This is a genomic window from Burkholderia sp. Tr-20390 (assembly GCF_017104595.1).
GTDB lineage: Bacteria > Pseudomonadota > Gammaproteobacteria > Burkholderiales > Burkholderiaceae > Burkholderia.
In genome coordinates, this window is record NZ_JAAGPC010000020.1 from 1 (window position 1) to 13438 (window position 13438).

The window sequence follows — 13438 nt, forward strand, 5'->3', positions numbered from 1 at the left end:
TCCGACCGCGCCGCGCAGCGGCACGCGCTCGCCGCGACGCTCGGTGACGGCTGGCACGACGGGGCCTCTTCCGACGAGTGTTCATCGTATGTAACGGATGTGACGCTCCACGGCGGTATCGCGCTCGGCGTCGCACGGCCGGGCTCGACCGCCGACACGAGCGCGCTCGCCCGAGTCGCCGTCGCGCACCGCATCGCGATGGTCGCGCAAGGCGCGCGCACCGGCCTCGTCGGCGCCGCCGTGCCCGATCGCAGCGGTACGCAATGCGTGGTGTCGTTCGACCGGATGCGCGCGGTGCGTGCGTTCGACGCGGCGAATCGCAGCATCACGGTCGAGGCCGGCGTGCGGTTGTCGGACATCAACCGCATGGCGGCCGAAGCCGGCCTCTGCCTGCCGATCGACCTCGGCAGCGATCCCACGGCCGGCGGCCTCGTCGGCGCGAACGCGGGCGGCAGCCGCCTGATCAAGTATGGCGACGTGCGCCGCAACGTGCTCGGCGTCGAAGTCGTGCTCGCCGACGCGGCGGGCACCGTGATCGACGCGCTCGCGCCGCTACGCAAGCGCAACGCGGGCTTCGATGTCACGCAGTGCTTCATCGGCGCGAACGGCGCCAACGGGCTCGTGACGGCCGTGTCGTTCGCGCTCGCGCCTGTAGAACGATCGTCGTGCGCCGCGTTCGTCGCGTTCGCGTCGTACGACGCGGCGCTCGCCGGCCTGCTCGCGTTCGAGCGCGCGTTCGGCGAGATGCTGTCGGCATTCGAATTCATGTCGGCTGCCGCCGTCGGCTGTGTCGCGAACGCGTATCCGGCGTCGCGTATTCCTTTCGAAGCCGACGCTGCCGCGTGCTATGCACTCGTCGAGATCGCGACCGGCATGCCGGGGCTCGATGCGCTGCTCGAGGAACGCACGATCGCGACGCTCGACGCGCTCGCGGGCGAACACGTGGTGCTCGACGCGGCCTGCGCGCCGGCCGAACGGTTCTGGCGAATCCGCGATGCGCTGCCGGCCGCGGTGGCGCAGGACGGCATGCCGCTGTCGTTCGACGTGTCGTTTCCGCGCGGCGCGCTGGCCGCGTTCGTCGCCGACGCCGAGCAGTGGATCGCGGCCGCGCATCCGTCGCTGCGCTGTCACACGTTCGGGCATTTCGGCGACGGCGGCTGCCATCTCGTCGTGTCGATCCCGCACGCCTGTGCGGACCGCTACGGGCCGCTGCAGCAGGTGGCGCTGCGCGGCACGCTGTACGAGCGCGTCGTGCGGGCCGGCGGCTGCTTCAGCGCCGAGCATGGCGTCGGGCCGGTCAACGTCGCGTACTACCGCAAGCATGTGCCGGTCGCTCAACGGCAAGTCGCCGCCGCCATCCAGCACGCCGTCGACCCGCTGGGTCTGATCGGGCGTGTCCGCTATTGATGCGCCGACAAGCGGCGCCACGGAGAATTCGCATGGTCCTTCGACACCCGCCCGGCCCGGGTACCGTTTCCGAACCGGGTGACGAACCGACGTTCACCGGCATTCCAGCCACGCTGCCCGACTCGGGGGTCGTGGTCAACGTGCGAGGGGTGGCGTACGTGATCAAGCTGCCGCCGCGCGATCATGCGCGCCCGGCGCTGTGGCGCGAGCTTGAAGATTGGCGAGGCGACCGGTCCGCGGGCGGTAACGGCGAGCCGGACGCGCGGCAGGATTGAGCGTTGATGTGCGCTCCGGTGCCTTGAAAGGCCACCGCAGAAACGACCACGGCGCCGGACAACCTCGGTCGTCCGGCGCCGCGTCAAGAGCAGCATGCGATCAGAGAATCAGAACACCGCGTGCCCGCTGATCAGGCTCGGCAGCCAGGTCGAGAAGAACGGCAGGTACGTGACGATGTTGATCGCACTGAAGATCGCGAGGTAGTACGGCCACGCCATCTTCGTGGTCTCGCCGATCGATACGTTGCCGATCGCGCAGCCGACGAACTGCACCGAGCCGATCGGCGGATGCACGAGGCCGAGCGAGCAGTTCAGCAGCAGCATGATCCCGAACTGCACCGGCCCGACGCCGCACGCCATCGCGATCGGCAGGAACAGCGGCGTCGTGATCAGGATGTGCGCGGCCATGTCGACGAACGTGCCGAGGAACACCTGGATGATGTTGATGTACAGCAGCATCAGCCACGGCGCGGCGGTCGACTGCTTCAGCAGCCCTTCGATCGCATCCGGGATCTCCAGGTACGACATCTGGAAGCGCAGCATGTTGGACACCGCGATCAGCAGCAGCACGACGCCCGTCGTGCGCGCCGCATGCGACAGCGCACGGCGCAGCTTCTCGGCCGTCAGCGTCCGGTAGACCACCGCGGTCAGCACGAGCGAATACACGACGGCGATCGCGGCCGCTTCGGTCGCGGTCGCAATCCCCTTCGCGACGCACACGAGGATGATCGCGATCACCATCAGCCCGGGCACCGCGCCGACGAAGCTGCGCAGCACCGCATACCAGCCGGGGAACGCGGGCAGCGCGGACGAACCGTCTTCACGGCGCGGATAGCCGTGACGCACGGCCTGCCAGTACGCGGCGGCCAGCACGAAGCCCATCACCCACAACACCGGCAGCAGCCCCGAGAACAGCAGGTCGCCGATCGACACGCCGCTCACCGGCTGGCCGTGCAGCATCCCGGTGATGCCCTGCGCGGCGAACGCGTAGATGATCATGTTGGTCGACGTCGGCATCAGCGCGCCGGCGAGCGACGCATGCGTCGTCACGTTGACCGCGTACGCGGCGCTGTAGCCTTCGCGCTTCATCAGCGGAATCACCACGCCGCCCATCGCCGACGTATCGGCGGTCGGCGAGCCCGACACACCGCCGAACAGCGTACAGGCGACGACGTTCGCCATCCCGAGGCCGCCGCGGAAGTGGCCGACGGTCGCCTGCGCGAAGCGCAGGATCCGGTCCGCGATGCCGCCATGCAGCATCAGTTCGCCGGAGAAGATGAAGAACGGCACCGCGAGAAACGAGAATGCATTCATTCCCGAGATCATCGCCTGCATCGCGGTCGCGATCGGCAAGCCTTCGACCAGATAGGTCAGCACGCAGGCGATGCCGAGCGCGAACGACACGGGCACGCCCAGCACGAGGAAAATCAGAAAACTGACGGACAGGATCGCGAGTTCCATGGCGTTATTGTCCCGGCGAAGAACGACGAAGCGCGAGCAGGTGCTCGAGCGAGAAGAGGATGATGGCGATCGCCGCGGGCATCGCGATCAGGTAGCGCACGCCTTCGGGCAACCCGATGATCGGGATGCGGTCGCCCATCGTCTCGGCGGCCATGCTGCCGCAGCCGATCATGATCATGATCGCGAACGCGATCAGGCTCAGGTGCTGGATCGCGATGACGACCGTGCGCGCCTTCGGCGACAGCCGGCGCACGAGCGAATCGAGGCCGATATGGCCGCCGTCGCGCACCTTCATCGCCGCCCCGAACATCGCGATCACGATCACGAGCAGCAGCGCGATCGGCTCCACGAAATCCGGCGCGTTCTCGAACACGTAGCGCATCACGACCGCATAGAACACCAGCACCGTCAGCACCGCGAGGCACGCCGACGCGATCACGGCCAGCACGCGGAACAGCACGTCGTTCACGCAGCGCAACAGCGGCGCGGCATGCGGGCGTGGCGCTGTTGCGCCGTCCGGGGCGGCGGCCCCGCCGCCCGCGGTGGTTGCGCCGTTCAGGGAAGTGCGACGTGTCACTTGGTGGCCTCGATCTCGTCGACGATCTGCTTCATCTGCGGCGTCTTCTCATACTTCGTCCACAGCGGCTGCATCGCCTTCACGAACGCCGCGCGGTCGATCTGCGCGGCCGGCAGGATCTTCGCGCCGCCCTTCGTCACCAGCTGCTGCGCGGACGCTTCGCGTGCCGTCCAAAGCTTCTGGTAGTACGGCACCGAATCGGCCGCCGCCTTCCTGATCGCCGCCTGCTCCTGCGGCGACAGCGTGTCCCAGACCTTCTTCGAGAACACCAGCACTTCCGGCGTCATCGCGTGCTGCGTCTCCGAGTAGTCGGGCGCCACTTCGTAGTGCTTGGTTTCCTCGTACGACGGCAGGTTGTTTTCGGCTGCGTCGACGAGACCCGTCTTCAGGCCCGTGTACACCTCGGCGAACGGCATCGGCGTTGGCGTGCCGCCCATCGCCTTGATCTCGTCGACCATCAGGTCAGACGGTTGCACGCGCACCTTCAGCCCTTTCATGTCGGCCGGCGAGCGCACCGGGCGCTTCGCGTAGATCGAGCGCGCGCCGCTCTCGTAGAACGTCAGCGCGATCATCCCCTTCGCGGTGAACGCGTCGAGGATCTTCTGGCCGGCCGGCCCGTACATCGCCTTGCGGAAATGATCGACGTCGCGGAACAGGAACGGGAACGACGGGATCAGCGATTCCGGCACGATCTCGTTGAACGACGCGCCGTTCACGCGCGCCATGTCGATCGCGCCGATCCGCACCTGGTCGACCGTGTCCTTCTCCGAACCGAGCGCGCTGTTGCCGAACACCTTGATCGAATCCTTGCCGCCCGTCTGCTTCGACAGCTCGTCGCCCATGAACTTCACGGCCATGTTGGTCGGGAAGTTGTCGCCGTGCACGTCCGCCGAGCGGAATACGCGCGCCTGGGCGGACATCGCGAAGCCGGCCAGCAGCGCGACGGCCAGGGCGATACGGGAGCGGTTGAATCGGTGCTTCATCTCAGTCTCCTTGATGGTTGTGCTCTTTGTGGCGCGGCGATCCGTCGGTGTGCGCATGCTTCGGCGCCGTGCTCGCTGACCGCTGAGTCATACGTCGTATGACGTGTTGACGCGAATGTACGTCGGTTAATCGTTTAACTCACTTGGTGCATACCCGTAGAGCGGCTGGCGTGGCGGGTTTTGGGTATGTTTCAGGGAATCGTTTTCTCTGTTTAGATGAGTTTGGGCGAAACGTTTTCTGGGAAGGGGGGCGTGTTCGAGCTGGATGGTCGGCTGGCCGTTTCCACCGGCACTGGAAACCAAACTTTCGCTTCGTTTTCAGTTGTCGTAGGATGACTGATCACGAAATTCGCAGGCCGACGCGATGTCAGGAGCGCACGCCGGCCATGCACCGCCGCGAGCGGCACGACCGGAAGAAACGAAAAGGAATCCGGGCAGCGGCGGGCGCCCTCGTCTACCCCGCCGTAGGGCGCCGTAGTACGCGTGACTTGCGCCACGGGTTCGCGACTCTGCGTGCCCAAGTTACTGCGACTGCCCTACGCATTGCCGACAACACCTCGCGATGTCGACGTCCGGAGTCGTACCTAATAGGTCGCATGTTCGCGTAGGGCGCACGGCCAACACCATGCTTTTGCGACTTTCGACCCAGTCGATGTAGCCGGCGTGGCTCGCAACGCCGGGGGCGGCGCACGGCCGGGAAGCGACATTCACTGCGCGATCCAGAATGGCCGTTAGTCGGCGCTGAGGAGCCGATCGCACTCCGCTGAAAGCGATAACGAAATTGCACCGCAAGGAGAGAACGGACAACCCAGCGTGCGCTCCGATCTCACACTTGACTGCAACGGCCCAGTTGACAACTGCATTACCGAAATCCAATACTTCCCTTTCCTCAGACGTTGTCGACGCGATATTGCCGGGTAATCAATGTGCAGCAGGCGTACGCGAGTCGCCTTCGCAGCGAGCGTCCGCGTCGAGCGATCTCCAATCACCAATACAGCGCGAGGAATTGCCATGCGCCGCCTCATTTGCGTCGTTCTGACCTGTCTCGCAGCAGCATCGACGCTCCTTGTCGATCCGGCCGAATCGCTAGCCTGCACACGCGTCGTCTATCTCGGCAACAACGACGACGTCATCACCGCCCGATCGATGGACTGGAAACTCGACGTCGCCACCAATCTTTACATCCTGCCGCGTGGCATCGCTCGCACCGGTGAATCCGGTCCTAACTCCATTAAATGGACCGCCAAATACGGTAGCGTCGTGGCGACGGGTTATGACGTCTCCACCACCGATGGCATGAACGAAAAGGGGCTAGCCGCTGAACTGCTCTGGCTTGTCGAGTCGCAATATCCCCCCTTCGACAAAAACTCGAAACCGGGACTCACTATCGCCGCATGGGCGCAGTACGTGCTGGACAATTTTGCGACCGTCGCGGAAGCCGTCGCTGCGCTCGAGAAAGAGCCGTTCACAATCGTGACCGACAACGTCCCCGGAGAACAGCGCCTCACCACATTGCATCTCGCCATGTCGGACGCGACGGGCGACAGCGCCATCGTCGAGTACATCGGCGGAAAACAGATCATCCATCATGGTCGTCAGTATCAGGTCATGACCAACTCACCGACCTTCGACGAACAGCTTGCACTGAATGAATATTGGAAGCGGATAGGCGGCACCGTCTGGCTGCCCGGCACCAATCGCTCTGCCGACCGGTTCGCGCGCGCCTCGTTCTACGTCAACGCTATCCCCAAGAGTGAAGACCCCGCCATTGCACTTGCCAGCGTTTTCAGCGTGATCCGTAACGTGTCGGTGCCGTTCGGGATCACCACCCCGGGGGAGCCGAATATATCGTCCACACGCTGGCGCACTGTTGCCGATCATAAGCGCATGCTTTACTTCTTCGAATCGGCCGTCACGCCGAGTACTTTCTGGGTTGATCTCAACAAGGTCGACTTCTCCGCCGGCGCACCCGTCAAACGTCTCGACCTCGGCAAGGATCAGCGCAATTCATTCGGCGGCGAAGTCTCGAAGGATTTTCAACGCGCACCCGCGTTCCCCTTCCTCGGCCCCGGCGCGAGCAAGTCCCTCTGAGGCGGGGTGTCACGGCTTCATCGTGGACGCATTCTGTAGGCGCGATGACTCGCTCCGGCCGGATGCCTGCCGCCGGCACGTTACACCTCGCGGAGATATCGCCGGCGTTGAGGCGGTAACTTGGCCCTGTGGCGCCCTTTGGGTTCCGTTGGCGGGTAGCCTCTGGAAACGGACATCGAGAGTGGAGGCAACCAACGGCTGCTCTGGGTCGACTGCTGTCGACCCATACTGGGGAAGTGGCAATTCATGCACAATGTCGAACCATCGCCCTTTTGGCGGGAGTCGGCGTTCAAATCGCGTGAGGTTCCGCAGACCATGGTCCGTTCGTTCGCACTTTCGCACGAACGGACTGCCCCAGTTCAGCTGCGACCCAGCGATAGTGCCACCACTTGTGCTACACGCTCCTCACGTGCGTGGGAACCGCGTACAAGCCCTTCAACTCATGCGAACGTTCTTGTCATGCCAGAAGATTTCGAAGTTCACGGCCCGCACGATCATGCAGTAGAGCACCCTGCGGCGCATGAAGAAAGCCACGGAGCGGCGCGCATCGCCGTGACGACTGCTGTCCTCGCCTGCGTCGGCGCGATTTCCGCATATCAGAGCGGGGCGGAAGAGAATTTAGCGTTGCTGCACAAGAACGAGGCCGCGATCCAGAAAACCGAGGCAGCTAACCTGTGGGGCTATTACCAGGCAAAGGGCGAGAAGCAGAATCTAGCCGAGCTCGGAGCGGCGTTGAGCCAGGAAGCGTCGCCGCAAAGAAAGCGTTTCGAAGCAGACGCGGCGCGGTATCGCGAAGAGAAGGAGCCGATCCGCAAGCGCGCCGAAGCGCTCGAGCAAGAAGTCGTGAAGAGCAACGCTGCAAGCGAGGAGCGGCTACACCGGCATCATCGTTGGGCGCAGGCCACTACCATCATCCAGATCTCGATCGCGCTTGCTGCGATTACGATTCTCACGCGGCGGAAATGGATGCAACACCTGTCGATGGGGGCTGCCGCGATCGGCGTCGTACTGACAGGGTTGGCGCTCTTCGGTGTGTAAGCGGCCCGACGAGGGGGCGCTTGTGGGCCATCAACAGTCAATCGATAAAACTATCTAGCTCATCGAAAATCGCTTCATACGCCTCCGGAAATTCTTCGTTGGCGTTTTCGCTGCCCCCGCTCTTGCCGGCCTCTACAATTGATCGATGAAACCCGCGATCATGCTCGTGACTTCCTGTGGCCATTCGAGGGACGGCAAATGCGCGGTCCCTGATATTTGGTGGAACGTCCCGCAGGCTACGTTAGCCGCGACGTAACGACTTCTTTCCTGAATACCGACCAGGTCCAGATCCCCACACGCCACCAACGTCGGCACTGATATTTCGCCTAACCGCCCGTAAGCGATCGGTACATCGGTGTTCGTACCCGTTGGCGGCAAACCGAGCGCAACAACGTTCATCTCATCAAACAATTTGCGAGCTTCACCCGTCACGCGCCCCTCAGGTTGAAGTGGACCATCAAGCCAGAGCGTCCGGCGAATCGCGATGGCCTCTTTAATATCATGCTTCGCTTCAGCCGCCGCGAGACGCGTGACCAACTCTTCAACCCGCGCTGCATGAGTGATTTTCGGCGCACCGGTGACGTTCGGTGCGATAAGAACGAGACCGCGGACATGCGACGGATACCGAAGCGCCGCATCGAGCGCAATGCCTCCGCCTTGAGAACAGGCAACAAGTATCGCAGGGAACCCGCGTGCGACCGACTCCAGAACCGCGATCAAATCTCCAACAGCAGAGTGGTCCTCTGCTTCGGCAACTGTTTCTCCAAATCCGCGTCGATCATAGGCGATAGCTTGGTGGCTAGCGCCAATTTCGCGCATCTGGTGGGCCCACATCCGGCGATCCGCGACGCGAGCGTGCAAAAACACAATCGGTTCTCCGCTACCGATGACTTGCGTCGACAGCGTGGCACGGCCTGAACTCGTTATAAGGCTTTCCATCGCGACCCGTCCTGTGTCCACGAACGTGCATGGTACACGCTGCGCTGCCCTGGAGTTTTCGCCGATGCATGGCCGCTTCGCAAGAAACCGACGACCGCAAGGGGGTCGGCTGCAGTCAACCGCGTACAACGAAATACCACTACGTTGGCGCCGTAGCAAACCGATAGCACGAAATCCGACGCCCGCCCCCTCACGTCTGCATAACCAGCGACGTCAACTGCGCCGCCCGCGCCACCGCCGTCTTCGCATAGATCGATTTGATCTGCGTGCGGATCGTCCCGATCGACACGCCGCGCAACCCGGCGCATTCCTGCGGCGACAGCCCGTCGCAACACAGCAGCACCGCAAGATCAGCCTCGGCCGACGACAGCCCGTAGAACACGCGCAGCCGCTGCGCACGGGCCGACGGCGAACGCAGGTCGGCGGCCGTCATCAGCGTCGCGACGCCCGGCCGCTCGCGCATCAGGCGCGATTGCTCGGGCACCGGCATCAGCGCCAGCGGCAACGGTTCGCCCGATGTGCGCCGTAACAACAGCCCACCGCGCGCGTGCGCTTGCCGCCATTGCGCATCGTCGACGCAGCCTTCCGGCGCGAATCGCCCGTTCACGACCCGCAGCGCCGGTTCCGCCGCGATCAGCTGATCGGCCGCGCGATTCGTGTAGCGCAACTCACGCTGCGCGCCGAGCAGGAACACCGGCACCGGAAGCGCATCGAGCGCCGATTCGGCGGCGGCCACGCGCGCCTCGAGCTCGCCGATCCGCGCCTGGATCTGCAGCGCGCGGCTGATGTGCATCCCCATGTTTTCGATCGCGTGGCGCTGATCGTCGGACAGCCCCTGCGATTCGAGGCCGCCCTGGACGCTGAGGAATGCGCCGGAGCCCTCGCTGCGATGGATGTACAGGCCCGAGATGCTGCCGAGCCCGAAAGGGTGAAGGAATTCCTGATAGAACGCGCTGTGCGCGCGCTGATCCGCGGAAAGGTGCTTGACGTCCTCGAACCAGCGGCCCGCCGGCCAGTCGGCGGCGACCGGCACGACCGGGTCGTACCGATAGAACTCGGTGTTGTAGGTGTGATAACACGCGGCAACCCATGACGCGTCGTCACCCGCCGCCTGCTCGATCGCCGGCACCCGCGCCGCGTCGTCGAAAGACAGCAGCGTGACCATGCGCACGCCGACGCACGATCGCAGCCCGTCCAGCACCGTTTCCCATCGCTGATCGCCCAGCGCCGCAGCGTAGACGTCATCGATCCATGCGGATGGAATCAACCCGTTCATTTGCATCTGGCCACCCCGCGCCGTGCGTTTTTGTCGAACGTCTTCTGCGCATCTTAGTCAATCGGCGCCCACGTTTAAATCACTCGTTCGCGTTTGATCGAAATACCACGTTTGTTACCGCTTATCGTCAGACGTAATGGCCGTTATTCCGGCCCGCACGGTGTCGCCGCCTTTTCATCCGGATCACGGTATGCCATGATGCAGCGCATGACGATTCGAAACACCACGCTCTCGCCGCACCATCACCACGGACGCCCGCTGTTGCGCCGTGGCTCGTTTCGCATCTAGCAATTGCATCGGGTGAATGCCCGATCAAGACGACAACCAAGGCGCCTCCGGCGCCTTTTTTGTTTTTTGCCGCCTTGAAAGCGGACTGCGCCGATCAATCGAACCCGTATGGAGTGTTTTCAATGCAACAGCCCTGGAAAGACATCGCCTTGTCGGATTTACCGCTCCGCGAGGATCTCAAGTTGCGGCACGCGTACGGGGCGCCGCAGCTCGATGTGCCGGTCTGCCTGAACGTCAACGAGAACCCCTATCCGCCGTCGCCCGCGCTCGTCGCGCGCATCGCGACCGCGGTGGCCGACGCCGCGCGCGCGGCGAACCGCTATCCCGACCGCGACTTTGCCGAGCTGCGGGCGCATCTGGCGGCGTATCTGATGCACGACACCGGCGTGGCGGTCGACGCATCGAGCGTTTGGGCGGCCAACGGCTCGAATGAAGTGATCCAGCAGATCCTGCAGGCATTCGGCGGCCCCGGGCGATCGGCGCTGGCCTTTACGCCCGCGTATCCCATGTATGACGAATACTGCCGCACGACTTTCACGCGCCTGCACACATTGCCGCGCACCCGGGATTTCGCGCTGGATCTGGATCAGGCCCTCGACAGCATCCGCGAGCACCAGCCGAGCGTCGTCCTGCTGACGTCGCCGAACAACCCGACCGGCACCGCGCTGCCGGTCGACGATATCCGCGCGATACTCGACGTCGCGCCGGGCGTGGTGGTCGTCGACGAAGCCTATGCGGAATTCCGGCGTCACGGCGTCCCCAGCGCGGTGACGCTGCTGCCGGAGCATCCCCGGCTCATCGTCACCCGCACGTTGAGCAAGGCGTTCAAGTTCGCGGGCGGCCGCGTCGGGTATTGCGCGTGCGCGCCTGCGATCGTCGAAGGGCTGAAGCGGGTTCGATTGCCCTACCACCTGTCCGCGTTCACCCAGGCGGCGGCCTGTGCAGCGCTGGTCGCGCGTGACGAGATGCTGTCGCAAGTCGAGGCGATCAAGGCCGAGCGCGATTCGACCGTCGACTGGCTGCGTGGCCTGGGCCTCACGGTGGCTGATTCCGATGCCAACTTCGTGATGTTCGGCGAGTTTGCTGATCGGCACCGGATCTGGAGCGGCCTCCTGCGTCACGGGGTCCTGATTCGGGAGTCCGGCCCGCCGGCGTATCTTCGCGTGTCGATCGGCACCGGCGCGGAGATGGCCGCGTTTCGTGCGGCGCTGCTTGACGTGATGTCGCCCGAATAAGCGACCGGCCATCCGGTCGACAACGCGATGAGGCCCATGCGTGGGCCGTATCCGACGATGTACTTACTTCATCGTCGCGAACCGCATTTCCATCGTGTGGATCTTCGCGAGCACCGCTTCGCTGAGCTTTCTGACGTGGCGCGGCACATCGGGCGCCGACAGCAGCTCCTCGATTCGCCCGCGCCAGTAGCTTGGATGCCGCACGCGCCCCGCACCCGACATCGACACATCGTCAGCGTTCGTCTCGCTGTCCAGGAGAGCCACCATTCGCTGAATGTGTGAGAGCTCTCGTTCTGCAAAGTCTCGTGCCAGCATATTGATTGAAATTCCCCGAAATACGACAGCAGGCCTTCCGTCATCAACGCGCCATCGTGTTGCGGTGTAAGGCATTCACCGCACACGTCAGTCGCCATCGTACGCAGAAGCTGTGTCAGTAAACCGCGTGGGCATTTGCTGATTTCGATACGGAATGGGGAGCCTGTCCGATTGTTCCGACGACTTCCGGCCCCGATGCCCTGGGGTCAATCGTAGGCTGAGTGTCGGGCGATGGCATCTCCCAAAGTGGGGATGCGGGGCGATATTGGCGGGGCGGTGTTTCCGGTATTTTCAGGTCGTCGGGCGGTGCGCGGAAGGCATGCGGTTGTCGGCCGAAGACAAAACCGCGATCAGTTGACTATCTCGACGACACGCGTCGGGAGTATGGCTGACCGGCAGGCACGAGGCGAGCATGTGCAGTGTGCATGCGGGTAGCGCATAGGCACGCACAGCGTGCGGACGCGAACATGCAGCGCTGCGCCGTGGACCGCGGGCGACCTGCGCGCCCTGCTCAACAAATCGGCGCGCGAGATTGCCTGGACACGGGGCGAGCGACAACACAGCCCATTCGCCCAATTCGCCGCGCACCTTCAAATCGCAGATATCGAACGCCGCCTGACGCTTCGCGAGATCCTCATCGGCGAGCAGGCTGTCGAAGTCCTTTGGCAGTAATTGCGTGCTTTGCTTTCCGTATTGCTGGCGCGTACTTTCACCAGCAGGCGCGTCGTGCATCGGCTATAGGAATGTTTCGCGCAACTACACACTCGCGAGACAAGGTCCGCTGAAATCAGATACCGACATCGCCCTGCTTCAGCCCGAAAATGAAATCGACTTCCACCGACGCCCCTTTGGGCAATTGCAGCACGCCGACCGACGTACGCGTATGAACGCCTGCATCGCCAAGTACCGCGTACAGCATGTCGGATGCGCCGTCGGCGACTTCGCTTTGCATCGTGAAGCCGGGTGCGCTTCGCACATACACGGTGATGCGCGGCACTGTCGCGATCGCGTCGAGCGTGCCGCGGTGCTTCCTGATCAGCGACAGCGCACGCAGCACCGATACGCCGGCGGCCCGGCGACCTTCATCGAGCGAAACGGATTCCCCCACTACGCCCACGAAATGCACCACGTCGCCGATCCGCGGAATCTGGCCGGCAATGTAGGCCGTGTTCCCGTCCACCAGAATGGGCGTGTACTTTCCGCCGATCCTGATTTCCTCGTCCGGATTGAAGCCGAATTCGGCCGCGACCTGCGTCAGCTTATCGTCTCTGTTCATTAGTGAATTCCCCGATACTTCAGAAAAATGTAAAGAATAATTAAGTCTCGTGCGGATGTCTCGACGAAAAAATCCGGCCGCGACCGATCAAAGCGACGTGCGGCCGCCGTTAAAAGTTTCCGGGTAATCCTCTACGCTTTCTCATACATGACACACTTTTCAGGTGTTCGAAGCAGTCATGCATTGCTTTATCGATGACAAATCTCGTAGTCGAAGAGAATTTCCTCAAAACTTTCCGCCGAAACCGCTATCATATGTGTACTCAACCTGAAGAGTG

General features: G+C 63.5%; 13 protein-coding genes. 5 read left to right on the plus strand and 8 right to left on the minus strand.

Features of this window, described 5'->3' with window-relative positions; all coding sequences use genetic code 11:
- Positions 1 to 1407 (plus strand): FAD-binding oxidoreductase (locus tag G3N98_RS08410; RefSeq protein ID WP_206147893.1); only part of this gene is annotated, 1407 nt, incomplete at its 5' end.
- A 32-nt stretch (positions 1408 to 1439) separates the two neighbouring features.
- Complete coding sequence (locus G3N98_RS08415; protein ID WP_206147894.1) at positions 1440 to 1682, plus strand: hypothetical protein; 243 nt, start codon at positions 1440 to 1442, stop codon at positions 1680 to 1682.
- Positions 1683 to 1790: 108 nt separating this feature from the next.
- On the opposite strand, the gene G3N98_RS08420 is transcribed toward G3N98_RS08415, so the two are convergent.
- The 3 genes from G3N98_RS08420 to G3N98_RS08430 are packed head-to-tail and all read right to left on the minus strand — an operon-like array spanning position 1791 to position 4703.
- Positions 1791 to 3143 (minus strand): TRAP transporter large permease, encoded by a 1353-nt coding sequence (locus tag G3N98_RS08420; protein ID WP_089429834.1) that lies wholly within the window; start codon positions 3141 to 3143, stop codon positions 1791 to 1793.
- Between the two features lie 4 nt (positions 3144 to 3147).
- Positions 3148 to 3720, minus strand: a complete 573-nt coding sequence (locus tag G3N98_RS08425; RefSeq protein ID WP_089476301.1) for a TRAP transporter small permease — start codon at positions 3718 to 3720, stop codon at positions 3148 to 3150.
- Entirely contained in the window at positions 3717 to 4703 is a 987-nt protein-coding gene (locus G3N98_RS08430; protein WP_206147895.1) for a TRAP transporter substrate-binding protein, read from the minus strand. Before G3N98_RS08430 ends, G3N98_RS08425 begins: the two co-directional genes overlap by 4 nt.
- A gap of 1011 nt (positions 4704 to 5714) precedes the next feature.
- Here G3N98_RS08430 and G3N98_RS08435 point away from each other — a divergent pair.
- Together G3N98_RS08435 and G3N98_RS08440 are read left to right on the plus strand one after the other, a co-directional pair.
- On the plus strand, positions 5715 to 6794 hold the full coding sequence (locus G3N98_RS08435) for a linear amide C-N hydrolase (RefSeq protein ID WP_089459536.1): 1080 nt from the start codon (positions 5715 to 5717) through the stop codon (positions 6792 to 6794).
- A 459-nt stretch (positions 6795 to 7253) separates the two neighbouring features.
- Positions 7254 to 7832 (plus strand): DUF4337 domain-containing protein, encoded by a 579-nt coding sequence (locus tag G3N98_RS08440; RefSeq protein ID WP_089464134.1) that lies wholly within the window; start codon positions 7254 to 7256, stop codon positions 7830 to 7832.
- Between the two features lie 132 nt (positions 7833 to 7964).
- Here the strand turns inward: G3N98_RS08440 and G3N98_RS08445 are convergent, their stop codons facing one another.
- Together G3N98_RS08445 and G3N98_RS08450 are read right to left on the minus strand one after the other, a co-directional pair.
- Positions 7965 to 8771: an alpha/beta hydrolase gene (locus G3N98_RS08445; RefSeq protein ID WP_206147896.1), complete on the minus strand. Its 807-nt coding sequence runs from the start codon at positions 8769 to 8771 to the stop codon at positions 7965 to 7967.
- A gap of 190 nt (positions 8772 to 8961) precedes the next feature.
- Positions 8962 to 10047 (minus strand): helix-turn-helix transcriptional regulator, encoded by a 1086-nt coding sequence (locus G3N98_RS08450; protein WP_241025811.1) that lies wholly within the window; start codon positions 10045 to 10047, stop codon positions 8962 to 8964.
- A gap of 347 nt (positions 10048 to 10394) precedes the next feature.
- Here G3N98_RS08450 and G3N98_RS08455 point away from each other — a divergent pair, with 347 nt between their 5' ends.
- A complete protein-coding gene (locus G3N98_RS08455; protein ID WP_241025812.1) occupies positions 10395 to 11570 on the plus strand; it encodes a histidinol-phosphate transaminase in 1176 nt (391 codons plus the stop codon).
- A gap of 63 nt (positions 11571 to 11633) precedes the next feature.
- Here G3N98_RS08455 and G3N98_RS08460 read toward each other — a convergent pair whose 3' ends face one another.
- The 3 genes from G3N98_RS08460 to G3N98_RS08470 all read right to left on the minus strand — a co-directional run bounded on the left by G3N98_RS08460 (position 11634) and on the right by G3N98_RS08470 (position 13161).
- Complete coding sequence (locus tag G3N98_RS08460) at positions 11634 to 11885, minus strand: hypothetical protein (protein ID WP_089429842.1); 252 nt, start codon at positions 11883 to 11885, stop codon at positions 11634 to 11636.
- Positions 11886 to 12176: 291 nt separating this feature from the next.
- Positions 12177 to 12617, minus strand: a complete 441-nt coding sequence (locus tag G3N98_RS08465; protein WP_206147898.1) for a hypothetical protein — start codon at positions 12615 to 12617, stop codon at positions 12177 to 12179.
- A gap of 55 nt (positions 12618 to 12672) precedes the next feature.
- Positions 12673 to 13161: a RidA family protein gene (locus G3N98_RS08470; RefSeq protein ID WP_089433828.1), complete on the minus strand. Its 489-nt coding sequence runs from the start codon at positions 13159 to 13161 to the stop codon at positions 12673 to 12675.
- Between the last annotated feature and the right edge of the window lie 277 nt (positions 13162 to 13438).

What these genes read in the sequence shown, in the direction of transcription:
- G3N98_RS08430 (WP_206147895.1), bottom strand. Translation starts at nt 4,703, where the DNA reads ATGAAGCACCGATTCAACCGCTCCCGTATCGCCCTGGCCGTCGCGCTG.
- G3N98_RS08415 (WP_206147894.1), top strand. Translation starts at nt 1,440, where the DNA reads ATGGTCCTTCGACACCCGCCCGGCCCGGGTACCGTTTCCGAACCGGGT.
- G3N98_RS08445 (WP_206147896.1), bottom strand. Translation starts at nt 8,771, where the DNA reads ATGGAAAGCCTTATAACGAGTTCAGGCCGTGCCACGCTGTCGACGCAA.
- G3N98_RS08450 (WP_241025811.1), bottom strand. Translation starts at nt 10,047, where the DNA reads ATGAACGGGTTGATTCCATCCGCATGGATCGATGACGTCTACGCTGCG.
- G3N98_RS08420 (WP_089429834.1), bottom strand. Translation starts at nt 3,143, where the DNA reads ATGGAACTCGCGATCCTGTCCGTCAGTTTTCTGATTTTCCTCGTGCTG.
- G3N98_RS08470 (WP_089433828.1), bottom strand. Translation starts at nt 13,161, where the DNA reads ATGAACAGAGACGATAAGCTGACGCAGGTCGCGGCCGAATTCGGCTTC.
- G3N98_RS08440 (WP_089464134.1), top strand. Translation starts at nt 7,254, where the DNA reads ATGCCAGAAGATTTCGAAGTTCACGGCCCGCACGATCATGCAGTAGAG.
- G3N98_RS08435 (WP_089459536.1), top strand. Translation starts at nt 5,715, where the DNA reads ATGCGCCGCCTCATTTGCGTCGTTCTGACCTGTCTCGCAGCAGCATCG.
- G3N98_RS08460 (WP_089429842.1), bottom strand. Translation starts at nt 11,885, where the DNA reads ATGCTGGCACGAGACTTTGCAGAACGAGAGCTCTCACACATTCAGCGA.
- G3N98_RS08465 (WP_206147898.1), bottom strand. Translation starts at nt 12,617, where the DNA reads ATGCACGACGCGCCTGCTGGTGAAAGTACGCGCCAGCAATACGGAAAG.